The sequence below is a fragment of the Nostoc sp. JL23 genome (assembly GCF_017115065.1).
GTDB lineage: Bacteria > Cyanobacteriota > Cyanobacteriia > Cyanobacteriales > Nostocaceae > Nostoc > Nostoc punctiforme_A.
On record NZ_JABXKN010000131.1, the window covers coordinates 16,250 to 40,455 of the forward strand.

Annotated in this window: 21 protein-coding genes and 1 pseudogene; 16 read left to right on the forward strand and 6 right to left on the reverse strand. The window is 40.6% G+C overall.

Going from position 1 to position 24,206, the window contains the following annotated elements:
* Window positions 1-96 precede the first annotated feature (96 nt).
* From HWQ42_RS27410 to HWQ42_RS27460, 11 genes and pseudogenes are all read left to right on the forward strand, one after another.
* The gene (locus HWQ42_RS27410; RefSeq protein WP_292817455.1) at window positions 97-693 is read left to right on the forward strand and encodes a hypothetical protein; all 597 of its coding nucleotides are present in this window, start codon (window positions 97-99) and stop codon (window positions 691-693) included.
* 40 nt (window positions 694-733) lie between these two features.
* Window positions 734-901, forward strand: a complete 168-nt coding sequence (locus HWQ42_RS27415) for a hypothetical protein (RefSeq protein WP_292817457.1) — start codon at window positions 734-736, stop codon at window positions 899-901.
* 123 nt (window positions 902-1,024) lie between these two features.
* Window positions 1,025-1,351: a hypothetical protein gene (locus HWQ42_RS27420; RefSeq protein WP_292817459.1), complete on the forward strand. Its 327-nt coding sequence runs from the start codon at window positions 1,025-1,027 to the stop codon at window positions 1,349-1,351.
* Entirely contained in the window at window positions 1,344-1,544 is a 201-nt protein-coding gene (locus tag HWQ42_RS27425) for a hypothetical protein (protein ID WP_292817461.1), read from the forward strand. Before HWQ42_RS27420 ends, HWQ42_RS27425 begins: the two co-directional genes overlap by 8 nt.
* Before the next feature lie 25 nt (window positions 1,545-1,569).
* Window positions 1,570-2,024 (forward strand): annotated as a pseudogene (locus HWQ42_RS27430) (DUF1392 domain-containing protein).
* A 43-nt stretch (window positions 2,025-2,067) separates the two neighbouring features.
* Complete coding sequence (locus tag HWQ42_RS27435) at window positions 2,068-2,361, forward strand: hypothetical protein (RefSeq protein WP_292817463.1); 294 nt, start codon at window positions 2,068-2,070, stop codon at window positions 2,359-2,361.
* Window positions 2,345-2,542 carry a hypothetical protein gene (locus HWQ42_RS27440; protein WP_292817464.1) on the forward strand — a complete coding sequence of 66 codons (198 nt, stop codon included), beginning with the start codon at window positions 2,345-2,347 and terminating at the stop codon, window positions 2,540-2,542. The genes HWQ42_RS27435 and HWQ42_RS27440 overlap by 17 nt, the downstream gene beginning before the upstream one ends.
* Entirely contained in the window at window positions 2,539-3,228 is a 690-nt protein-coding gene (locus HWQ42_RS27445; RefSeq protein ID WP_292817465.1) for a hypothetical protein, read from the forward strand. The genes HWQ42_RS27440 and HWQ42_RS27445 overlap by 4 nt, the downstream gene beginning before the upstream one ends.
* The gene (locus tag HWQ42_RS27450; protein WP_292817466.1) at window positions 3,216-3,401 is read left to right on the forward strand and encodes a hypothetical protein; all 186 of its coding nucleotides are present in this window, start codon (window positions 3,216-3,218) and stop codon (window positions 3,399-3,401) included. Before HWQ42_RS27445 ends, HWQ42_RS27450 begins: the two co-directional genes overlap by 13 nt.
* Window positions 3,385-5,643 carry a plasmid replication protein, CyRepA1 family gene (locus HWQ42_RS27455; RefSeq protein WP_292817467.1) on the forward strand — a complete coding sequence of 753 codons (2,259 nt, stop codon included), beginning with the start codon at window positions 3,385-3,387 and terminating at the stop codon, window positions 5,641-5,643. Before HWQ42_RS27450 ends, HWQ42_RS27455 begins: the two co-directional genes overlap by 17 nt.
* Window positions 5,618-5,962 carry a hypothetical protein gene (locus HWQ42_RS27460; RefSeq protein ID WP_292817468.1) on the forward strand — a complete coding sequence of 115 codons (345 nt, stop codon included), beginning with the start codon at window positions 5,618-5,620 and terminating at the stop codon, window positions 5,960-5,962. The genes HWQ42_RS27455 and HWQ42_RS27460 overlap by 26 nt, the downstream gene beginning before the upstream one ends.
* On the opposite strand, the gene HWQ42_RS27465 is transcribed toward HWQ42_RS27460, so the two are convergent.
* The 4 genes from HWQ42_RS27465 to HWQ42_RS27475 form a co-directional block, all read right to left on the reverse strand.
* Window positions 5,918-6,193 carry a hypothetical protein gene (locus tag HWQ42_RS27465; protein WP_292817469.1) on the reverse strand — a complete coding sequence of 92 codons (276 nt, stop codon included), beginning with the start codon at window positions 6,191-6,193 and terminating at the stop codon, window positions 5,918-5,920. The genes HWQ42_RS27460 and HWQ42_RS27465 overlap by 45 nt on opposite strands.
* Window positions 6,194-6,468: 275 nt before the next feature.
* Window positions 6,469-8,727 (reverse strand): glycosyltransferase, encoded by a 2,259-nt coding sequence (locus tag HWQ42_RS27470; protein WP_292817470.1) that lies wholly within the window; start codon window positions 8,725-8,727, stop codon window positions 6,469-6,471.
* A 46-nt stretch (window positions 8,728-8,773) separates the two neighbouring features.
* Entirely contained in the window at window positions 8,774-8,860 is an 87-nt protein-coding gene (locus tag HWQ42_RS35635) for an adenylyl-sulfate kinase (protein WP_334955196.1), read from the reverse strand.
* Between the two features lie 4 nt (window positions 8,861-8,864).
* On the reverse strand, window positions 8,865-11,150 hold the full coding sequence (locus HWQ42_RS27475; protein ID WP_292817471.1) for a glycosyltransferase: 2,286 nt from the start codon (window positions 11,148-11,150) through the stop codon (window positions 8,865-8,867).
* A gap of 168 nt (window positions 11,151-11,318) precedes the next feature.
* On the opposite strand from HWQ42_RS27475, the gene HWQ42_RS27480 reads away from it, so the two are divergent.
* The 4 genes from HWQ42_RS27480 (at window position 11,319) to HWQ42_RS27495 (ending at window position 17,393) form a co-directional block, all read left to right on the forward strand.
* Window positions 11,319-12,107 (forward strand): ABC transporter permease, encoded by a 789-nt coding sequence (locus tag HWQ42_RS27480; RefSeq protein ID WP_292817472.1) that lies wholly within the window; start codon window positions 11,319-11,321, stop codon window positions 12,105-12,107.
* A complete protein-coding gene (locus tag HWQ42_RS27485; RefSeq protein ID WP_292817473.1) occupies window positions 12,104-13,459 on the forward strand; it encodes an ABC transporter ATP-binding protein in 1,356 nt (451 codons plus the stop codon). The genes HWQ42_RS27480 and HWQ42_RS27485 overlap by 4 nt, the downstream gene beginning before the upstream one ends.
* A gap of 112 nt (window positions 13,460-13,571) precedes the next feature.
* Entirely contained in the window at window positions 13,572-15,026 is a 1,455-nt protein-coding gene (locus HWQ42_RS27490) for a tetratricopeptide repeat-containing sulfotransferase family protein (protein ID WP_292817474.1), read from the forward strand.
* A 78-nt stretch (window positions 15,027-15,104) separates the two neighbouring features.
* Complete coding sequence (locus HWQ42_RS27495) at window positions 15,105-17,393, forward strand: glycosyltransferase (protein ID WP_292817476.1); 2,289 nt, start codon at window positions 15,105-15,107, stop codon at window positions 17,391-17,393.
* Window positions 17,394-18,013: 620 nt separating this feature from the next.
* Here HWQ42_RS27495 and HWQ42_RS27500 read toward each other — a convergent pair.
* Window positions 18,014-20,026, reverse strand: a complete 2,013-nt coding sequence (locus HWQ42_RS27500; RefSeq protein WP_292817478.1) for a tetratricopeptide repeat protein — start codon at window positions 20,024-20,026, stop codon at window positions 18,014-18,016.
* 1,065 nt (window positions 20,027-21,091) lie between these two features.
* Between HWQ42_RS27500 and HWQ42_RS27505 the strand changes: the two genes are divergently transcribed.
* On the forward strand, window positions 21,092-21,226 hold the full coding sequence (locus HWQ42_RS27505; RefSeq protein WP_292817480.1) for a hypothetical protein: 135 nt from the start codon (window positions 21,092-21,094) through the stop codon (window positions 21,224-21,226).
* 25 nt (window positions 21,227-21,251) lie between these two features.
* Here HWQ42_RS27505 and HWQ42_RS27510 read toward each other — a convergent pair whose 3' ends face one another.
* Window positions 21,252-24,191 (reverse strand): AMP-binding protein, encoded by a 2,940-nt coding sequence (locus HWQ42_RS27510; protein WP_292817482.1) that lies wholly within the window; start codon window positions 24,189-24,191, stop codon window positions 21,252-21,254.
* Between the last annotated feature and the right edge of the window lie 15 nt (window positions 24,192-24,206).

Below are 24,206 nucleotides of genomic sequence, written 5' to 3' on the forward strand. Positions count from 1 at the left end.
TATTTATAACGGAAGTGTTATAGTAGGTCTATGGAGAAAGCGCCCCCGACGACCAATCAAAAGCGCTTTCTCTCCCTTTAGTAAGGAATCTTCATTATGACCCATCCAACCTACACACAGCAAGCCCTTTGCCGTTACAACCTCCCCCGTCTCAAAAGAATCGCCACTGAAATCGGCGTTACACCCACAGGGGACAAAAGAGCTGCCGACACCTGGGTAAACGCAATCATCAGCCACCAATCCACCCAGCTTCATAAAGTTGTGGATGAACAAGCCCTCGCCCAAGCCGAACTCGACAACTACATCGCTGACCAAGCCCAAGTTGTAGCTCCCGAACCCCTCAGAATAGTTGAAATCTCGTTTGACCATCACGAATATTACGCTGGTACTCAACTGGTAGCCAGCATCAGCCATGACGATAATCTAACCCAGCCTTGGGTAGTGATGGTAAACGGCACTGAAAAATTCCGAGCTAACACCTGGGCAAGATGCAACCGCTTCATTGAATGGCATCACCAAGATGGAACACTCAACGAACCAGTACCCACACAAACTGAGGTTGAAGAAACTGCGACCACTGGTAACGAAATCATGGCGCAGATTTTCAACGAATGCGAGAAGTACGGCTTTGAAATCCTGGACGATGGGATTATACCAGAACGACATCAAACTGGGCGAAGTCGGATGCACTGACGGCTCTTGGTGGGTGATGCGTACTGGGGAATGTCAGCAAATGCCGTGTGATTCTGCAATGGAAGCAGTGCGATCGCTGTCGATGGTGAACGTGTCTACTGATGGTAAATCCATTTTTGATGAATATTTTTTAGAGCAACCATTAGAACAGCTAACTGGCGATAATTTGCAACGCCTACTGGAGAGAGCGGAGTTAGTGACAGCGTAAGTCTTGGGCTTCGCCTGGGAAAAGGTTAAAGGGTAAGGGGGAAAGGTAAATTTCTTCATTCCCTTCCCCTTTGCCCTTTCCCCCTTTCCCTAATTATTTATTCACTAATCCCCAATTAAATCTATGAAACCTACAATATCAATCCCTCAACACTGGGGCTACCCTCGCTTTGCTTTGGAGCAGCGTACAGAACAAGGCACGATTCTAGGACTTTACTACTATCCCTCTGGTACAGAATTGGCTGAACAATTTGATGAAGGGTGGCGTTATGTATTAATGCCTAACAAGAATTCTGAGGAGATATCGTACTTGCAAGAGAATCAAATCCAACCGTTATCTCCACAGGAATTGTTCACGCAAATTACCGCAGAGATTGACTTTTATCAACAGCAGATAAACATTCTCAATCGACAGTTAACCGTATTAACTAAGGGTGCAAACAATGGCTAACTCTACAAACAGCTTTGACCGTAGAGCCAATCATTTGCTGCGTTCGATTCGGCTTTGTGGCGGTTGTGTTCCATTACATCGGTTGCAATTCCAATTTTCGGATTCAGTTATTCAAACACTACTAGATAGAGAACTGGTGCAAGTACAGAACACTGGACGCGGCTTTGTGTTGGAGATTGCCGAGGATTTTTAGGTTATTAATTCCAGGGGAGAAAAGCATGATTGACCACATTAATGCACTTCAAACAAGTTGGTATCTTTCCCCACCTTGGGGACAAACAATTCCACCCGTTGAGGTGAATTTACTGGAGTATATCTACGAACCACGAGAACATTCGGCTATTGTTGCGGTATGCAATGGAAGCATGAGTGCTGGATTTATTCAATTGACTGCCGTAATGAAATACTGCACGCCACACAAAACCAAATCATCGGTACTGGAGATTTAGAAGCCATTAAGGTGCAAAAACCTGCCTTCGTTCTGGGCGAAAGAGTGATGCTCTGCTCTCACGATAGAGGAACAAAGCAACGGCTGATTCTGGGGATTGGGCTTGTTAATAACTCTTGGTTTTACCTTGTTGAATTGATGTCGCCAACCTTAACTCAATCACGGACTATATCTAATCGTTTCTCACTGGTTGGTGAAAAAAGCTTGGTGCGAGTAAATGTCTAATTCTCTCTAATCAACAACGAAAAATTATCACCCAACTAAAGTTATGTCACAAATCAAAGTAGCTCAAATTATCGAACAGATAAAGCAAGAGATCACTGTTGACTCTAATGGACAAGGTAAAGCCAGTATTTGGGCAACTACAAGGCTGGCAGATGTACAAGATTCTTCGCTTCGTCGTGCGTTACTAAGTGCGGCACTGGAACCCTCTGCATTAGCCCAAAGCCTTATACAACAAGGATTTAGCCCTGCGGCACTGGCAACCTGGAAAGCCTTGGAGTTCAAAGCATCCCTATTACTTTTGCAAACTTGGAAGATTTACTTTGACTTTGTTAACTGACACAGAGCAAAACTTAACTCGTACAGAAGTTTACTTTGGGCATCGCAAGCAACTTATTTATACGTCAGAAAAAGAGATATCCAAAGAATTGGCAACAGTTGAACTCCAAAATTTCTTAAGTGGATTAGCTGTTGAACTTCAGACTTTAAGGCACATTGAATTTAGTGAGGATGAAGTATGACTGTTACACCATTATTAGCACCAAAAATCACCGTCATCGAAACTGTCACCCGACATCCTCTAAACTTTTACGAGTCTCCATCGTGGTTCACAACGGAACTACTACGGCACGTGAAAGTGTCTGGTGTCATTGGTGAGCCGTGTGTAGGGCATGGAGCGATCGCATCATTATTATCGGTGTGGCCCTACACCAAGCAAATGTGGACGAACGATATTGATCCACATAAATCGGCTGATTACCATCTGGATGCAACACTATCCAAGTCATGGGCTAAGTTTCCCGATTGCGACTGGATCTGCACCAATCCACCATATTCGGAGTTTGCTGCACCAATTATCAAGAATGCCTTCCAAAAAGCGCGTATTGGTGTAGCTGCATTCCTTCTAACCAGCTTTCTTGAACCCTGTGATGACCGGGCGGATTTCTTAGAGCAACACCCGCCGTCACTTGTACTGATTCTGCCTCGTTTTTGTTTTCGCAAGGACAAGAAAGGTAAACGCTGGGCGACAGATAATATCACCATTTCATGCTTTGTTTGGGACAAACGTGCAACCACACAGCGTATTATTGTGCGTCCCAAATCTCAAATCGCTGGATTTTACAAGAACCCAGAACAGGCTATTTCACAGGAATGGGCAGAAAAAATTGTTCGGGCGATTGCTAAAGGAGAATTATGCAACAACTAACTTTATTTCCCGAATCTGCTCCTACTTTACCAGTCAACTATTATCCAGAATTTCTGAACAAGGAAGAAGCCGACGAACTTTACCAACATTGCCAAGGACTGCAATGGAAACAAAATCAAATCAGGATCGTGGGTAAAACAATACCCGTTCCTCGCCTTGAACCGTCGCAATGATGGACGATTGCGCGATCGCGATTTAAAAAAATACCAGCACATTGAACTTGGCGGCTGGTGGTGCAGTGGCACTGACCCGCTCAACAACTACATCCTGATGATGTGGGGCTGTTTTAAACCAAACCACCCCCGAAGAGATCGCCAGAAAATTCACAAATTGATCAAATACGAACACCCATTCAGAGAAGAAACACGCGCTTTCTTCCTCTTAGTGCCGAATCGCATTTGGGTGAAAGTTTCCAATCGTAGCGGCATCCCTATCACCGAAGAAGACCTACAGCACCCTGGTGGCTTCTGGCACTGGGTTTGGCGGCACAACGTACCAGTCACAATCGTCGAAGGTGTCAAAAAAGTGGGGGCATTATTGACTGCTGGTTATGCTGCGATCGCTATTCCCGGCGTTAACGCTGGATACCGCGCACCGCAAGATGAGTACGGTACTGCCATTAGTAAACCCTCTCTGATTCCCGACTTGAAATATTTTGCAACACAGGGGAGACAGGTCAACATTTGCTTTGACCAGGATAATAAACCTGAGACAGTCCAGCGAGTCAGAACCGCTATCAGTCGTATGGGACGGCTGCTGGTAAATGAAGGCTGTTCGCTGCGAGTTATTGATTTACCGTTAGGGGCAGAGAAAGGAGTTGATGATTTTATCTATGCCTTGGGTCAACCGGCATTTGACGCACTCTACAACACTGCCGTTGCACTGGAATTATGGGAGATTAAGCTGTTTACTCTGCTGACTTACCCGCCGTCCATTGCACTCAACCAAAGATTTCTCGGTCAGCTTCTCGTCCCCGAAGGTGAAAAACTGATTATCCTCAAGGCTCCCAAAGGTACTGGTAAAACGGAATGGCTGGCAACGGAGGTGGACAAAGCACATGACCAAGAGAGACGGGTATTAATCATCACCCACCGTATTCAACTGGGTGAGGCGCTGTGTAATCGCTTCGGTGTTAACTATGTTACCGAAGTTCGCACTAATGAAACAGGCACATTGTTAGGATATGGGGTGTGTGTAGATTCGCTGCATCAGGAAAGTCAGGCGCAATTCAACCCGAACGACTGGGCGAATGATGTGATTATTATTGACGAGTGCGACCAAGTATTCTGGCATTTGCTTAACTCTGGTACGGAAGTGCAAAAGCGTCGGGTATCGGTTCTCAAAAACCTCAAACAACTGGTACAAAACGTTTTGGGCAGCAGTCAAGGAAAGATTTACTTGTCTAGTGCCGATGTTTCCGACACAGATATAAAGTATGTTTTATCACTTGCTGGAGAATATCGGGTTAATCCCTTCGTTATCGTCAACAATTATCGTCAAGTAGCAGGCAACTGTTACAACTACTCTGGCACTAACCCGAAAAATCTCATCGCAGCGCTGGACAAAACAATTGCCAAAGGTGGGCATCATTTACTATGCTGCTCTGCTCAAAAGGCTAAGTCCAAATGGGGAACCCAGGCACTAGAAGAACGGTTCCGTCGCAAATTCCCACATTTACGGATTCTGCGAATAGACAGCGAATCTGTTGCTGATCCATCTCATGCGGCTTTCGGTTGTATCGCTCATCTCAACGAGATCCTCACTCAGTACGATTTGGTTATCGCCTCTCCAAGTTTAGAAACTGGGGTATCCATCGACATTCGAGGACATTTTGATGGTGTATGGGGGATATTTCAGGGAGTGCAGCCGGTTAACTCTGTGCGTCAGATGTTGGCAAGGGTTAGAGAAACTGTTGACCGTCACATTTGGGTGCGAGAGTGGGGGATGGGTCTTGTGGGCAATGGTTCCGCATCCATCGGAGGATTGTTGAGAAGCCAACACGTCGCAACACAAGCGAACATTGCTCTGTTGTCGGCGGCGGATAATGACGATTACAGCTATGTTGACCAGAATTTTCAGCCAGAGTCATTGCAGACTTGGGGCAAGCGTGGTTCTGTGATTAACATTGAGATGCGGCGCTATCGGGAATCGGTGCTTGCGGGGTTGGTCGAGGATGGTTACACCGTTATCGATGCCTTGGATGCTGACGATGATGAAAGTGGGTTAGTAATCGAGTCGGTTAAGGCGGCATCTGTTGAATTGTATGCTGCGGAGTGTCAGGCGATCGCGGATTCTGATGAACTCTCCCCAACCGAACTCAAAAAGTTGCAAGACAAAAGAGCGAAAACGAAAATCGAACGACATCAGCAGCGTAAGGCGGAATTGTCCCGTGAACTACGTTGGTCGATTGGGTAAGCGTGAAAATCGGGAGTGCGTCTATCGGTTTGTTGCCCCTGATGACGAGCGTGATTCGATTTTTCGCCAGTGGTTAAATCGGGATGAAGCATTTTCAAGGGAATCGGTGTCAGTCACAAACAATATAGAATTACAAACACAAGTCACTGGCACAATATCACACGATATTCCCCAAACAGTTACCCAGGTGGAAAATCCTATTGCCCAAGGCTGGAAAGGGCTGAAACTGAAATTGCAGCAGGGTTTGGACAGCGCTGGTCAGTTCTACCAACAGCTAGTCTCCACAATCGGCTCGGCTGTCGGTGTTGTTGACGGATAGCTCCCAATCACTCAGAATCCCGTCTTCTGAGTAAACCACAAATCCCGAATATTCGCTCTTGAATGGCACAAAGTTCTCTAAAAAAAGGCTACTAACATCAACTAAGGCAAAATCACCCGAAAAATCTTGTCTAGTTAGAATCGCTCCTAGCACGAGAGTAGCATGAAATACGCTTGCAACTACCAAACCAATCACGGCGACGCTAACTTTGGGGAGTCGAACTTGATTCATGGATTGGGTATGCTATCTAAAATTGTTGAAGGTATGCTATCACATCCTTAGCAATTTAAGATACACTCAGTACACCAAAAAGTTCTGCGATGCCTACGGTGTTCTCGAAGAATCGCTCAAGCCCAGAAATGGGCAATACTATTAAAGAATTACTCAGTACCCTGACGATTGATGAGCGTTGCAGCGTGATGCTGGAGTTTGACGTGAGTCCACCACACGGAAACTACAAAGGCATGAGCTATGGTCAATTGAGTGTATTGTTAAAGTACAAGAGATCAACGCCAGGTACGTAGAAAGGATTTTCCCACTAGCAGCGACCTGTTTAATATTAAAGATATGCCCCCATCGTTGTACACCTTCTTGAGCTTATTAATCACAAGAGAAAGTATTTCCATACCCGTCATATTAACATTAAGTTCAGATGTGTTTTGTGAAGGATTATCCCACAGCCAAGACGCACCATTTTGGTTCAATAAATGATAAACCTCTGCACCATAATCTTGGTATAGCTGAGGATGTTCTTCAGCAATTAACTCATAAAGATAAAGCAGTTGTTCGCGGTTGCCCTTTTGCAAGCGGGAATCAGAACGAATGCGATAAAAATAATGCAGTTCAGGAATTACAACTCCCAGCCAACCTTTTTCACACATATTAATCCAGCATTCGTAATCTTCTAAATTCTCTGCCAACACAGATTTCATACCGCCAGCAGCAAGGTAAGCAGCCTTTCGCACTACAGTACAAACACCAAGAGTATTGTGGCAAAGTAGATAAGGAAATTCCGTATTCCAAGCTACCCAAACTTTTTCCGAATTACCAAACTCTTTAATCCAAGAAGCAACAAAACCGACATTTTTATATTGCTTTAAAACCTTTGTTGCTTGTGTATAAAAACTTGGAGAAACTTGATCGTCAGCATCCAGAAAAGCAATGTATTCACCACTAGCTATCTCTGCCATTTTATTTCTCGCTGTGGCTACACCAAGATTTTGGGAGTGAATAATTTTTAGGTTACTATATGTTTGCTCGATAACTGCTAGAGTTTCGAGACTCTTTTTCTCTGTACTACCATCGTTGTAAATAATCACTTCTAAGTCAGGATAGGTTGAGGCAAATACAGAGTTGAGTGTTTCACCTATGTAGTGACCACAGTTGTAGAATGGAATGCAAATAGATATTCTACCTTTGATGCTTATATCTGTATCTACAACTAAAGATGAGGGATAAGAAACTTTGCCGTGAGGTAAATAGTTTAAAGAGGGAAAAATATTTCTATCTTCATGCTGCCCAATAACTTTTTTCAAATGTGCCATCCGTTTTGACAATACATTTTCCGGGGCAGAAATTTTCAAAATTAAAGTCCGAGCTTTTGACCCTAGCTCTAAAATTTCAGTTGTTGAATAACTGAGAACCTGGTTTAATTTATTAGCGAAATCATTACTGTTTTGCCAATCAAAAACTAAACCTCCTTGCATTGCTGCTGTTTGTAACATTTCTACATGACCAACAGCAGATGAGGCTAGAATCGCTTTACCTAAGAGCATAGACTCCAAGCAAGTATTAGGAAAATTTTCCCAGAGAGAGGGAAGAACTACGCACCATGCTTTCTTCAGTCTTTCATATAGTTGTGCCTGGGGTAGAGGTGAAGAAATTATTAGTTTACCTGAATTAATATATTGACGATATTTTTCTGTTAAATAAGCTTTCATATAACAGCCTTGGAGGTGATACCAAGTATCGCCACCAATGGCTGTCAGTTGAAAATTTATGCCTGCATCCCACAACTGACTGCAAGCTTCTAACAAGGGGATAATACCTTTTCTAACTTCTAACCTACCGAAGTAAACTATATCTCCCGGCGTGGGTAAGGATAATGGTAATTGCTCTTTATGTAAAAGTTTCTGAGGTGCTGGTAAAGGGATAATTTCAATGTCGAGATCAGGATTTAAAGTCGTTTTTACCTGCTGGGCAATGTACTGAGTAGGAGCGAAAATTCCATCAGCAGCGAGAATGCAAAACTTTTCCATTCTTCCTACCCAGTAATCACAAAGATGATAACTAGGCATTTTGTCAGCAGGATAAAGCAGATATTGAGGACTATGTAGGTTGAGAACTATCGGTACTCTTTGTAGTTCTGCACAGCCTAATAACTTTTTTTGCAGTAAAAAATAAGCAATCCCGCTATAGTCTTCGCTCTCAATAATATCTGGTTGACTGTGAATGCGAATATAATTAATGACTTCCTCTGCTAACTGATAGCTGATTGCCCCCCAGTAACCCATAACGTTATGTGGGAAGGCTGGATGAGTTTCAGAACGTGGATGAGCTTTTGTGGAATTTAATAAATAAGTATCTTTAGGAACTATTTTAATAATTTTCAGCTTGTTTTTTTCTTCAATTCCTGTTTGAAGACTGCGGGCAAAAACAGTGATGTCATGTCCAGCATCAGAAAACATCGCCGCCATATTGCCGACATAGGTAGCAATCCCACCAGGAACTGGAGGACATTCACTGGCAATCAAAAATATTTTCATATTCTTAGAGATGAAAAGTTGAGATTTTCTCTGGAATTAATGGGAATCACTTGTTCTCTAATCGCTGTGCAATTGTGACCTTGCCTGCTTTACTGAGTCCAGTTAACCACAAAATTACGCCACTTCCTTTCATATACCTAGATTTCCTCTTCTTGAGTCAAACGAAGCGATCGCTTGAGTTTAAGCCACTGTGTTCTGAATTTCCAGAACTTGGATGATTCCATTGCTCGTTTTTTCCAAGCTAATTCGTGTTTTTCTTGTTCAAGTTGATGTGTTTTTCTCTCTAAATAACGCTTTTCCTGCCATAAATGGCTTAAAGCTTGTTCTTGGTGCAGGTATTCTAGGGCAAGAAGTAGCATTTCTTCAGCTAAAGCCAAATTAATGATTGGTTTGGTTCTGGTTGGGCATGAAGCGATCGCCTTAGTAAATAGGGTATCCATGCGTTCAACCATCTTATCTAAGGAAAATAGTTCAACGACTCGTTGCCGCGCATAGTAACCGATTTTACAACGCAACTCGCTATCTTGAATTAAAGGAATTAATGCTTTCAGGTATGACTCGACTTCGCTGACCTCATTTTCTGCTTTAGGAACTAAAAACCCAGTTCCAGGTATAACTAATTCTGCTTGTCCTCCAACATGTGAAGCAACGATTGCTAATTGCATAGACATTGCTTCGTAAATCACCAGAGAAATCCCTTCATAAGCTGATGGGAGTAACAAGATGTCTGTTGCACAATAAATAGCAAGCATTTCTTCAGGATTAATAGCAGGCAATATATGAAAGTGTGAATCTAAACCAAAATGATTAATTTTAGCTTGCACTTCCGGCAACAAATGACCATTACCCACAACAATTATCGAGACGTTGAGAGAGCGATTAACTAGTTCTTGAACAATCTCAATTAAAAGTAGAGGACGTTTCTGTTCTACTAACCTTGCCGGAAATAGGATCACAACTGACTCATGAGGAATTTTCAGTTGCGATCGCACTTGATCACGCTTCTTTTTATCCTGCACCCATTTATTAGTATCAACGTTAGTATAACTAACTTGCAATTTTTCAGTAGTTTGCGGATTCAGACATCGATAATATTCCGCAAGGTGATGACAGGAGATGATTTGCAAGTCCAAAAATTGGCTAAATTTACAGGAAATACGTGGATATCCACATCCACGCCAACCAGGATCTATAGTATGAGTAAAGTCAATAAAAGCGATATCAGGAAATTCGTTACGCAGTAAGGGTAAGAAGTAATAAGCAATGTAAGAATTAGAAATAAAAACAATATCAATTTGACGTGATTGAATAATATATTTAGTGAAGTCTAACCAGTCACTATCTTGTAAAAAATTGGGCAAATGAAATATATCTGATGTGACTGCATAAAAATGTTTTTGCCAAGGATGTTCTGATTTGGAAGTTGTAACAATAGTCAGTTCGTAACCACAAGTCGCTAATAGAGTCACTAAATCGATATTAAATTTGTCAGCACCACCAACTTCTAAGTGAGGGAAAAAGCAAAGTATGTACTTACTGGAGTAGTCTTTTTCAAGAGGATTAATAATATCTATTTTCGGGAAGCGGGAATCCGAAGTAAAGTTATATCGTTCGATACTGAGATCGGGAAGATAATTGTGATTAAAAAAATCTTGATAGCGAGACTGAATTAATTCTATAACTCGTTTTTCTTCTGTAACGTTTGCTTTAGAAATTGTTAGTAAACCAGAATCAAGCCGACGGTAGCAATCTAAGTATTCAGGTATTGTCCAACCTTTTTGATTGTTGGCTATGGCTTTGAGCCATCTTTCCCAATCTTCGTAAAATCTCAGATTTTCATCAAATCCCCCCAGACAGTTGAAGTCTGACTTGCGATAAAGTAATCTACCTGTAACCCAATTTTGGTGAATAAATTGCGAGGGTTTATTAAAGCCGTGAGTCCACCAATATTCTTGAGCTTGGAAACCAACTGAGTAGGAGTTAACAAAGGAAAACTCTTGATGAGTTTCCAAAAATAGCACGCACTTCTCTATGTAAGTAGGATCAATCAGATCATCTAAGTCCATGAAAAATAAGTACTTACCAGTTGCATGGGTAATGGCTGTGTTCCTACCTGCTGCTAGTCCTTTGTTAATATGATGCTGCAAGGTTTTAATTTTTCCGTATCTTTTGGGTAAAGATTGAAACAAGACGCACGCTTCTGATTCGGTAGAGCAGTCATCAACAATTATCCATTCAAAATTTTGGAATGTCTGATTGATTATAGATTTATAAGTGGCTTCAAAATACTTATGGGCATTAAAGAATGAAGAAATAATGGATACAATTGGTTGCTGATATACTGGACTAGAAAATTTACATTTTCTCGTTTGCAGCACGTTGATAAATTCGCTGACAGCAGGGAAAGGTGTAACTGTAGACATAAAACAAGCAAACTGCTAGTGTTTACCTTGATTGTTAGTTGCTTACCTGCCTTGGAATTAACTTCCAATGCCAATAACACAAGTGCGCTTCAACACACTAAGTTAAAAATGATACTTTAAAAACATCATTTGGCAAGCAATCTTAAAAATTGTATACAATTGCCAGGTATGAAAAATTACTTACTTTTTAATAATCTCTACAAATATCGGCGCTACATTTTTTACAACGCTTGGTATGAATTACGTTATCGCTATGCTGGTACAGGTATAGGTATCCTTTGGAACATTATTAATCCTCTGTGCGAAATTCTCATTTACACAGTTGTATTTTCTTTACTACTTTCTCGTGGTGCGAGGGGGAGTTCCTACGCTTTATATCTTATGGCTGGACTGCTACCTTGGCGGACATTTGCGGAAACTATTGCGAGTGGTAGCAATGCTTTTGTACAAAATTCTATTTATCTGCGACGTTTAGCAATTCCTTCTGAGGTTTTTGTGGCTAAAGTCACTTTAACTTCGCTATTTCTGCTGTTTATTTACCTAGCTTTAGTGCTTCCTATTGGTATTTTGTTAGGTGGGAATCTGGGTTTTGGAATATTGTTATTACCAGTGTTGGGAGTAATTTTAGAAGGCTTAGGTTTTGGTATGGGGTTAATTTTGGCTAACTTGCAAACTCTTTTTCCCGATGTCAAGCAGATTTTACAATTTTTAATTCCCTTATGGAGTTGGATGATACCTATTTTTTATCCAGAATCCATTATTCCCAAAAATATTTTACCTTGGCTTTATCTGAATCCACCCTATGCATATATTCAGTCAGTTCGCAATATCATTTTAGAAAATCAAATGCCAGGATTTCATGTTTGGCTAATTATGCTTGGGTGGCTTGCTTTATTTGTTTGGTTAGGTAATGTTGTCAATCAAAAACTCCAAGATGAGATTAGAGATGTGATATGAGTGATGATATTATTTTGCAGGTGAATAATTTAAGTAAATGTTTTAAGATTTATCCAAATCCCTGGCATCGTGCTAGAGAATGGTTAAGTTTGGGAAATAACACTTATCATCAACCTTTTTGGTCGCTGAAAGATGTGTCTTTTACAGTGCGAAAAGGTGATTTTTTTGGCATTATTGGGGAAAATGGAGCGGGTAAAAGTACATTATTAAAAATAATTACCGGGGTGTTAAAGCCAACATCAGGAAGTTATCAATTAAATGGTAAAGTTCTCTCACTGCTAGAATTAGGAACTGATTTTAATCCCGAACTTAGTGGACGAGGAAATGCAATTTACAGCGCTGAATTGTTGGGATTTCCCCAAGGATATGTGCAAGAACGAATAAAAGAAATTGAAGAATTTTCGGAATTGGGAGATTTTTTTGACCGTCCCATGAAGTTGTATTCTTCTGGAATGAAGACAAGATTAGCTTTTTCTTTATTTGCGTTTTTGGAATGTGATGTTCTGATTTTAGATGAAGTTTTAGCCGTTGGAGATATTTTCTTTCAACAAAAATGCTATGCCCGTCTTGAGGAACTGATAGCAAAGCAGATTACGATTATTTTAGTGACTCACCAGTTAGCATCGGTACAGCAATATTGTAAAGAGGTAATTTTGCTGCATCATGGAGAAAAAATCTTTCAAGGAGAATCGATGAAAGGTATTATTAAGTTCCATCAACTAAAGATGGGTTTGGTTAATCATGTTTCTCCGGCTGTTCTTCAAGAAAAGCTAGAAGTACCTTTAGAAATACCGAATGATTTTTTTTGGCCTGCTGATGAAGTTTTTATTCCCGTTTCTTTTCCCCAGGCGAATTATGCTCAACTAATTAGTTACGTTATTTGTAACGTTAAGGGCGAGGGTTGCGTCAATTTTTTGCAAGGTGAACAAGCTTACTTATGCTGCGAGTTTCAACTGAAAAAGAGTATTGCTGTACCCATTGTAGCTGTATTCATTACTAATAAATTTAATGTCCGAGTTCATGTAAAAACTTCATTTCAACATAAAGTTAGCGTTCCTAACCAAGTTAATGAAGGGGATTATGTGCGTTTTTGTCGCAGTATAAACCTCAATATAGCTCCAGATGAATATGTTCTCGGTTTTGGTTTAGCCACCATGAACCCTAGTGATTATGCACGTTTAGATGAACTTCCACAAGCGGAATTTAACAGCCGCATTCAGATTTGCGATCTTTATGAAAAAGTGGGTGTTTTTTATGTTACGTCTCATTATAGTAACAATCATCACTCTCATTTTGGATTGTGTAATTTGCCGGGAAAGGGGCAAATTCAAGTTATTAAAAGCTCAAAGTAGTAATAAGCGATCGCTCCCCCATTACTTTTCACTTTAGTTGACAAAAATTACTTTAAAATTTAGATATTATCAGTCTCAAAAACTGAGTTTAAGAAGCTAAAGCAATCGCACAATGGCAAATGTAATAATTATGGAATACCAGTTAAAAAAATTAGTAACTCATTATCGAAAATCTCTACAGATCAAGCCTGAAAACCTAGTCGTTTATGAAAAAATAGCCGAACTTTATTATGAGCAAGGAGAATTAGATAAAACCCTCGAATTCTGCCAAGAAGCTTTGCAAATTCAACCAGATTTAGCATCAGTACCTAAAGTCTTAAACAAGATGCTACAAACTCTAGGTTTTGAAGGAGAAGAAATTACTGCCTTTCAAAATCTTCTCCAAAGTAAATTGGATTATGAAAGCTTTGATATACTGCTGTCACGTTCTCAAACAGTGAAAACTCCTACTGATGTTAAAACATGGAAGGATGCTATTGTATTGGGATATGACTTTAAAGAAAAAAAGCAATGGGATGAGGCAATTACTGCTTATATGAAAGCGATTGAAATTGAACCATCCTTATCTTTCTCTTATTTTACATTGAATTATATAATCAACTATTGTTTTACCCCTGAACTCAACCAATTAGAGAGAATAATCGCCTTCTATTATCAACTAATTCAACGACGTTTAACTTCACCCTATGCTTATGTAGTTTTAGGAGATATGTTAACCAAGCAAGGTAAAGTATCTGAGGCTATTATTGCCTATAAAGTTGCTATTAATAAAACCATTCATTTGAATCAAAATATTACAAACAAGTACATAAATTCTCCTAAAATTGACGGTGTAAGCTTCTTAATTATTGGCATGGGTAAAGCTGGCACTTTTTCGCTTTACTATTATCTGTGTCAACACCCTCAAATTATCCCAGCTACGGATAAAGAATTACATTTTTTTAATAAAAACTTTGACCTCGGAGTTGATTGGTATCTAGCTCATTTTCCTCCCCTTCCTGTAGAAGGAGGCTTTTTAACCGGAGAAGCAACTCCTTGGTATCTCGGTAGCTATGAAGTTGAAAAAAAAGTATTTCAGCTATTTCCCAAAATCAAGCTAATTGCTATACTACGTAACCCAGTAGATAGAGCAATTTCTCATTACTATATGAATCTTAAACTGATGAAAGAACATCGCACTTTAGAAGTAGCGATGACATCTGAACTGGAAACCCTAAAAGAGATAATAGACCTTACCCAAGTCAGTGAGAAATACTGGCAAACAGAAAAAGGATATCTCTGGTTTGGTTTATACTTCTACTTTTTAGAAAAATGGATGGCTATTTTTCCGAGAGAACAGTTTCTGATTTTGCGAAGTGAAGACCTTTATAATCAAACGAATAAAACTATGAAACAGGTTTATGATTTTTTAGAAATAACTGATTACTCGCTTTCAGCACATCCCAAAGTTAATTCTGGTTCTTATTCAAAAACTAACAACAAATTGCGCCAAAAAATAGATGATTTTTTTCAACCGCACAATCAGAAACTGGAAGATTATCTAGGTATAAAATTTAATTGGAAATAATTACATTAAAGACATTATCTATGTTTTGGTAATCAGCAAATTAATTTTTATAACAATGTTTTTGTATAAGCTATATTTATGAATAAATTGCTTTCCAGAATTAACTCTAACAACTTTGAAGTCAGCTTCAAACAGACAAGAAAAGACAAATTGCCCCCGGTAGTTACACGAATAGCATTACTTGTCACAACCGAATACGAAGGCATTTTTAGGAATGGTGGAATTGGCACTTACTACCGCACTCTCAGTGAGAGATTAGCAGCAGAAGACTTTTATGTTGTGCTACTGCTTTGCCAAAGTCAAAAGAAGTTTGATGGAGAGTCAACGATTCCCGCAGTGAAACATATTTTTTCGACCAGTGAATGTATGGATGTACTAGAATTACAGCCGACTCACTTGGCAATTTTATCTCAGTTGCAGGATGGGGAATGGGTAGACTACGAGAGCTATTGTGCGCTGTTTTTTGCTCAGGCGATCGCTACTACATTTCCTAACACCTATACCTACATTGAATTTCCAGAAATGCTGGGATTGGGATACCGCACGGTTCAAGCCAAGCGATCGCGTGTTTTAGGAGAAAATTGTGTGGTGGCTGTGACTTTGCATAGTGGGCAGGAGTGGCTGCAAGAAGCTCATGCAAGCTACACACATTCTCATCCTGACTGGTTTTGGCAAACGAGCCATTATGAGCAATATTCCTTTGAACAGGCAGATTTAGCATTTTTTCTGTCGCATTTTCTCAAAGAGAAAGTGGAGAAGTATGGTTGGAAAACATCTCATGCTTTGCATTTACCCTATTGTTTTTCAGTCATTGAACAACCGTTGAAAACAATTACGCTGAGAAATGATTTACAACGGCTTGTTGATCAAGATAAAATTCCGCTTGTCTTTTTTGGACGATTAGAGGAGAGAAAAGGGCTTTTCACCTTCCTAGAAGCAATCGAACTACTAGAAAGTAATATTATTGAAAAAGTTCATATCATCTTTCTGGGCAAGAACGTTGAGCTTCAGGCAGAGGGTTTACAAGGGTTAGATAGCCAGCAATATATCAAACAAAAGTTAGGCTCTAATTGCTACACTATTGTGACCGATTTGTTCAGTCAAGAAGCGATTCGGTTGGTTAATTTGTTGCGTTGTGCGATTGTTTGCCTCACCAGTAGTCAAGAGAACTTTCCCCATACAGCATTAGAAATGGGACAATTACCTGTTAGTTTAATCGTTTCAGATACAGGTGGATTTCGAGAAACTCTCAATCTAATTGAACGCACGGGTGGTGTGCGCTGGTTCATACCGGAGAATGTGCTATCTCTTGCACAAGCGATGATTCAAGCTATCTCAGCCTATCCAGAGAAATTTGGTGTACCGATGAGAGAGTTTCTCCATTTTGTGAATCAACGCTTGCTGAATCAAAGATTTGAATACATGAAGCAAGCTTTTTGTCAAACAGCTACATCACCCACAAGTTATCTAGATAAAAGTGAACCCAGGCGATGGATACTGGGTATGACTTCAATAGATGAGCAACTCTTTTTAGAGAACTATGCCCAAAATGAGTATTCAGGTAGAGGAGAGATTGTAGAACTCGGTTGCTGGTTTGGCTCATCAACTATTTCCTTAGTAATGGGACTTGAGGCTAATTCTTGTGTAACGAACAAAAACCAACGCATTCATGCTTATGATATTTTTATTTGGTGTTCACTGGCTAATATGCCGCAAAGTGTCATCGGCACTTCCTTAGAAGGAAAGTACAAAGATGGAGATAGTTTTCTAGATGAATACCTGGAGCGAATTAATCCTTGGAGTCATCTCATTCATGTCCATCCTGGGGATCTTGCAGAAATTGGCTGGCAACAAGGTGAAATCGAGTGTCTTTTTATTGATGCGATGAAATCCTGGGAATTAACAAATAGTATTATAAAAAATTTCTTTCCCTATCTGATTCCAGAAGTATCTCTGGTAATCCACCAAGACTTTGCTCATTACTATACATCTTGGATTCATCTAATTATGTCTCGCTTGCGAGAGTATCTAGTGCCGATTGAGCATCCCTTCATTTATTCCTCTAGAGCTTTTCGCTATGTCAAGCCGATTCCTAATGAGTTGTTACAAAATTCATATTCATTTGATAGTTTTTCTGAAACTGAGGTTGAAGCCGCTTTTGATTATTCACTAGAGATTACACCCAAAAAAATGCAGCCGAATATTCTGGCAGCTAAAGTCATGCACTTTATTCATATCAAAAATTTTGAAAAAGCTAAGTTGGAGTTTAAAGAATCAACAGCACAGCTTGATTATTTGGAATGGATGGAGTTGGCTGATGTTCAAAAAATAGCTAAGATGTACTACTCAATTGACCTACTTAGTTAACCTGAGTTCGATGAACCTCTCCCTCCCAGCCTCCCTCTCCGAAACGGAAAGGGAGGAGCAACGAAAAATTAAGCTTTTTGCTCCCCTCTGGGCGTCGGAGAGGGGCTGGGGGAGAGGTCAAATAAGACTTGTCGAACTCACGTTTAGTTAAAGCAGAATTAATTACACAAATGTTTTCTTTTCAATTAGCTGCGGTACAGCAATATTGTTAGGACTTAGGCACAAGAGATCCCCCAACCCCCTTAAAAAGGGGGCTTTTGAGTTCCCCCTCCCCAATTTATCGGGGGGTTAGGGGGGATCGAGGTTTCAAGTTTTTAGTGCGTAAGTCCTGATTGTAAAATCGCGTTAAAGTATTGCAGTGCGATCGCCTGTAAATTGGTTTGGCGATGAAAAGCGCGATCGCTTCCGAGAGGCTATTTTGTCTGACAATACAAATTTGATGTTTTCCTACTCTCCTGTCTTGACGATCAGCTCTCCTGCGCCATCCAAACGAGAAAACCCAAGATTTGCTCTTTACAGAAGGGCGTAAATAACTATCCAGTTGAAAAAGGTTAAAAAGCTTATAAAACAAGCTTTCTTATCTTCAGCAGAGCTGCCTTATTGTACTAGTTTAATTAAATTCAAAAGATTCTCGGTTGAAGCTGTAAAGCGCGACGGTAAGAGAGACTTGCATCATTAAGCTGACCTCGTTCTGCTAAAATATCTCCTAAGTGTTTGTGCGACCAAGAGTAATCTGGATTGAGTTCGATCGTACGTTGGTAAAAAGCGATCGCCTCATCCGATTTCTGATCTTTCTCTAAAGTCTTTGCTAATTCTAAGTGTATTTCAAAGTTATTTGGGTGGAATTGGAGTACAGTTTGGTAAGTGGCGATCGCATCACAAAAGCGATTTTGTCTGACTAAAGCATTGCCTAACTGCAAATGGATTTGAGCGTCATCTGGTATAACTTCTAGTGCTTGGTGATAAAGTTGGATGTCGTCAGTGTTGAATGCGATGCGAGAGCGATAATAGCTCATTACTCCCTCTACTCCCTGAGTTTGTTGGAGATATGACTTTAGTTGTACCGACTCGGTTTGAGAGGTATGTAGCTGAGACTGAGATTCTGCCAATTCTTTCTCAGTTTGTCGTAGTTGAGCTTGAATCTGCTCGGATTGCTCTTGAGTTTGTTGTAAATCAGACTGAGATTGTACCAATTCAGTTTGAGAGGTATGTAGCTGAGATTGAGATTGCTGTAGTTCTCCCTGAGTTTGTTGGAGTTGAGCTTGAATCTGTTCCAATTGCTCTTGAGTTTGTAGATGAGAATTTAGTTTTGTAAATTCTGTTTGCAAGGTGTGTAATTGAGCTTGCAATTTTTCCAGTCCTTGTTGATTTTGCTGGTTTGTAGGCAAAAAATCTACTTTCTGCTCATATTCATTAGTGAATTTAACTAAGTTAGTAAGACCTTTTAATCCAGACACTATGAGTTTAACTAAATCCGTTGTTCTTTGTTTGATAGACGGATAAAACAGAATTATGTGTAATAAAAGTAATATTAAAAACAAGGGTTCTCGGATAGATAATAAGGTTATTAAAGCTAAAGGCAACCACACCTCGTAAAAATCGTGTAGTGCTACGTTTGCTTTCCAAGCAGGAGCAGGATCAAAGGCATTTGCTAAAGCTAATTTGATATTAATAGTTTTTAATAGAAGATAGAGGATAAAGAAAACTAGCAGTATGGGAGTGAATCGAGAAATAACTAATACCAGTAAACTTAGCAGTGAAATTTCAATTGGGAAGATGATGTAACTTATCCAAAATCGCACTTTTTCTACATCAAGACTTGTCACCAATGTCTTCACACCAGATTTTAGATCGTTTTCTCTATCCCAAAGTTGATGCAGGAGAATTCCTCTGATTCCTGCACAAAATGACCATACTGTTGCTGTAATAGTCAGGATAATAGATTCTGGTTGTGGTGTTGTACTTAGGTGTAAAAAAGTGGCTGCAAAAAATAAGGTGGGAATGGCGTGCGCTCCGGCTGTATCGCTAATTACCCCCCACATTCCTCTTTCTTTTAATCGCAAGGGGGGTGTAGAGTAAATAGTTGGCAGCAAGTAGTTAATTCCTAGTAATATAATTGCCCATGTGCCGAAGTTCATTAGGATTGGCAATACAAAACCTGTGGCTGTAAATAAAATGCAAAATAAAAGGCGCTGCCACGATGAAAATTGAGCCATTGAATTGTTTTTACCAACTCTTTGGTCTACTTCGATGTCGAAAATATCATTAACAATATGTCCATAAGCCGATAAAGAAGATATGGAGAATAACAAGGCTAATACAGTTAATATTGATTGGATAACCGGGAGATCCATCAAAAGAATTTCGGCATAAGCAATAGCTAGTAAAGGCGGGATTTTATAAAGCCACCAGTTATCGGAGCGAATAATTATAAAGAACAATAAAAACAGTTTTTTTCTATTTATGTCTTGCGTTTTGGGTGATTTAACTATAACTTTAACCGTCTCTTCTTGTTTTTCTTTATGTTCAGCACTAGCATCTAATAGTTGATATCTGGCTAAAGCTTCTAAACAAAATGCTGTTGTCAACTCTGCGGAACCATATGTCGCTTTATCTGTATGGTAGCCATACATAGGAATTCTTTTCCATGAACCATCAGCTTGCTGATTTTTAACTAAAAAAATTATAGCTTTGTTTAGGTCTGGGGAGCAATAACCATAATTTAATAACGAGCATACGGACAGAGATGTTAATAATTCATTTCCAAAAGAACCATTAGGTTGTTGTATGTTTAGAATTTTATCGATTATGTTTTTTTTTGTAATGACGAGTGTCAAAGCTCCATTGTAGTAGGCTCTTGAAAGCATATAATAAAAGCTGATTTTATGATTATAGAATGGAGTAGAAATGTTTTCCCTATCTTTAAGTACTACTTGTATCAAATACTCAACGACTTTCCGAGTTTGTTCTGTTTCACCTAAATATAGTAGAACATTAGAATTCACAACGCAGCAGATGTCATTTTCTTGGTTTACATTCCAAGTCTCATTTGAGCAATAAATTCTTTTTTCAGAAGCAGCAAATATCCAACTATAAAATATGCCTTGCTGGTTCTGGTTGTTCAAGATTGTTTTTATATTTTTTTGAGATAAAACTTGATTTATTTTAAGAATATATGATATGCAGCAGGTATCATCTAAGTCTGGCGGAAGCATAAAATGATTTCTATTTTTCGATGAGCAGTATCTCCATAGACCTCCTTCTTCCATTTCAGCCATTAAAAATTTTAATCCGTGTTCTCTCAATTTCTGTACTCTTTCATCTTCTTCTAGAAAATTTAAAGAGTACAAGATAAGCGCGGTAGCAAAGGGAGAACTATCAAAATTCCATTCCTCTACAACTTGACCAGAGGAATCCTTATACCTTTTGCAAATCTCTGTTTTAAATTCTCCATAATTAAATTGATTATTCAACAAAAAATCTACGCCTTTATTGACGGATATTTTCAGTTGGTCTCTATATTCGTATCCTTTTGTATAGTCTTCATCGTAAATTTTTAGTACATCATTTTTGTCCATAGTTCTTTCCCAAATAATAGTATTGTAGCGATCGCGTCCCGTTTGACCTTCCCTACACGAAATTTTCAGCTTTCTTTAGTTGGTTGATACCGCAAGTTTATACCAATTGCAACAATTAAAGTGACTGATAGGCAAGTGCTGGGTGGTCAGAGATGCCATCATTCCTTAAGCGCGATCGCTCCTCTATTTTTCTTTGAATTGAGAAAACGTAGAAGTTGTGGAGAAAGCGATGCCGCAAGGCGGTGGCTACGCTAACGCACTCCACCTGTCACGAAATCGCTTATCTTCGCTCAGAAAGTAGGACACTATCAACTTCCTCCAAACAAGCATTCAATTTCTCTGCCAAAACTCGGACGTGGGGTTCATTATGGTAAGTTCCATGTCTACCCGGAACCCCAATAACTTCAATTCCACCGTCTACCCAATTATTCCAGCCATTGGGTTGCATGGGATCGAAGTGATTTGCGTACTCTTTTAGATACTCTTGATTTTCTTGTGCTGAGAAGTAAACCACTCGTCCCGAATATCGTTGTGGTTGGTGGTTAACTAAAATTTGATGATTCGCTTCTATCACTTTCAGAGTATTGTCAACTTGACGAAGACTGAAACCACTACTGATTAATTTTTCTCTGTCGCCTTGTTTACCAAACGATCTCCAGTGATGCAACCATTCCACTCTTTGCTCTTCTTCAATAAATGGATTATGACTATCTGACATCACAACCAGTAAAACTTGCTGACCCCGCTTTTTCAGTTCTTGAGCCATTGCAAAGGCAATATTGCCTCCCGAACACTGACCCCCCAAAAGATAGGAACCTTCAGGTTGAACAGTTTGAATTTCTTGAATGTAGTACATTACCACATCCTCGATGCGAGTGTAGGGGGCTGCTTCTCCATCTAAACCTACTGCTTGCAGTCCGTACAAAGGGCGTTCTGGGTGCAGATAGCGTGCTAATGTGGGAGCGAAACCAAAACCGCTAATACCGTGAACGTAGAAAAACGGTCGCTTGCAACCACTGGGCTTAATAGAGACGAGGGATCTAGAGCCAATTTTTTTCCAGTATTTCTGAACGAAAAGATTAGCTAGCTGCTCAATGGTTGGTGCTTCCGCTAAGATTGCCGAAGGAATAGCTTGACTGAATATCTCTTCTAATTCAGCCACCACAACGGCAGTCTTGAGCGAGTCTCCCCCTAACTCAAAGAAATTATCTTTGGTACTGATAGGTGAAATACCTAAAACCTTTTGCCAAATTTGAACTAACTGAAACTCTACGTCATTCTGAGGTACGCTTTCTAGCTGACTGGATGCACTCTCTAAAGTCCAAATAGCAATACTATCCAAACTGCCATCAACAAAAGCTTTCCGACAGGCTTGACGCTGAATTTTACCGCTAGAAGTCTTAAGAATACTGCCTCGTTTCAGCAGCACTACCCCATAAACAGGTAACTCGTAGTGTTCGGCTACAGCATTGCGGATAGCACCCACCACTTCATCAACATTAAGATTTTTACTAAGACCGCGCTCAACCTCAAACGCTATCACTAATTGTTCGACTCCATCAACTTCTATAGCAAATGCTGCCCCATAATTTGGACGCAAAGCCCCATGACTTTTTTCCACCACCCATTCAATATCCTGGGGATAATAGTTTTCGCCCCGAATAATAATCAAATCCTTGAGACGACCCCTAACAAACAATTCCCCATCTTGAATAAATCCTAAATCCCCCGTCCGCAGAAACGCCCCCTCTCCCGTATCTGCGATGGAAGCTCCAAACGTCTCCTGAGTCGCATCGGGACGCTGCCAGTAACCCTGCGCTACCCCCGCACTCGCTACCCAAATTTCCCCAACTTCATCGGAGGCGCAGCGAGTCAACTTTTCTGGATGCACAATAGCCACAACCGTATTCTCCAACAGCCGACCCGAACCCGCCAACCTTTGCCCCGTCGGTGTCAGGACAAGGCGATTTTGTGCCAACTCCTCAGCCGAAACCGTGCAGAAAACTGGATTATCCGTTTTCCGACTGGTTGTGACTACCAAAGTCGCTTCTGCCAGTCCGTAACCCGGGGCAAAAGTCTGGCGACGAAACCCGCAAGGCTCAAAAGTTTGGCAGAATTGCTCTATCACTTCCGGGTTGATGGGTTCGGCAGCATTTCCCGCCGCTTGCCAACAGCTTAAATCCAGCGTGGCGCGTTCTTCTGACGTTATCCGTTTCAAGCAATAAGCATAAGCAAAATTAGGGGCTTGGCTGTGGGTAGCGCGATAGTGGGAAATTGCTTTCAACCAGCGTAGCGGCTGCTTGATAAACGCCATTGGCGACATCAAATAACAAGGAGTGCCATTATAAAGTGGTGCGAGAATCCCCTCCACCAATCCGTAATCGTGAAAATAGGGCATCCAAGTTACGGTGACGCTGTGGGAGTCGCAATAGTTCTCGGTTAACCTCTCCCCCAGCCCCTCTCCTTGCAGAAGAGGGGAGATAGTTTCCCCCATTCCCTTGTAGGGAAGGGGGGTTAGGTCTGCTTTATACCCGCAAGCTTGTTGAAGTTCTGCTAAATGTCCCATCAAGTTTTTGTGGTCGAGCATCACTCCCTTGGGGGTGGAAGTGGAACCGGAGGTATATTGCAGATATGCTAGGGTGTCGCCATTAATTTCTGGTTGTTGCCATTGGGCGGCTAGTTGTGAGGGAATTTTCTCGGTAGCTATCCAAGGAATAGTAGCGATTTGGGGTGTTTTTTGGGCGATTGCTCCCCCTACTAAGTAGTAGTTGAGTAGGAGTGATGCCCTGCCGTTGAGTCGGCTGACAGAGCTTTTTGCCTTAAACGTTAAATGATTGCCATCACTGTTGGCTAGTAGGCTGGCGCTAGTTAAGATTAATGAAGCTCCAGCATCCGATGCGATCGCTTCCAATCTCGGCAAAACTCGCTTCATCCGTGCCGCTTCCGGTGCAGGTGCAGGAATAGCAACCACTCCAGCATAAAGACAACCAAAAAAAGCAGCGATCGCTTCTAACCCTTGGGGATACACCAGCAAAACTCTTTCACCTGGAGATAACCGAGATTGTAAATAAACTGCGATCGCCCTAGCTTTTTCATCCAATGATCGATAAGTTAAATTACCGCTCTCGTTCTCCCCATCCACCAGGAAAGTGTAGGCTGTTTGGTCGGGTTGTTGGGATGCGCGATTATGCAGGAGATTGACGAGAGTGCGATCGCTCATTTTTGCATTGTATAA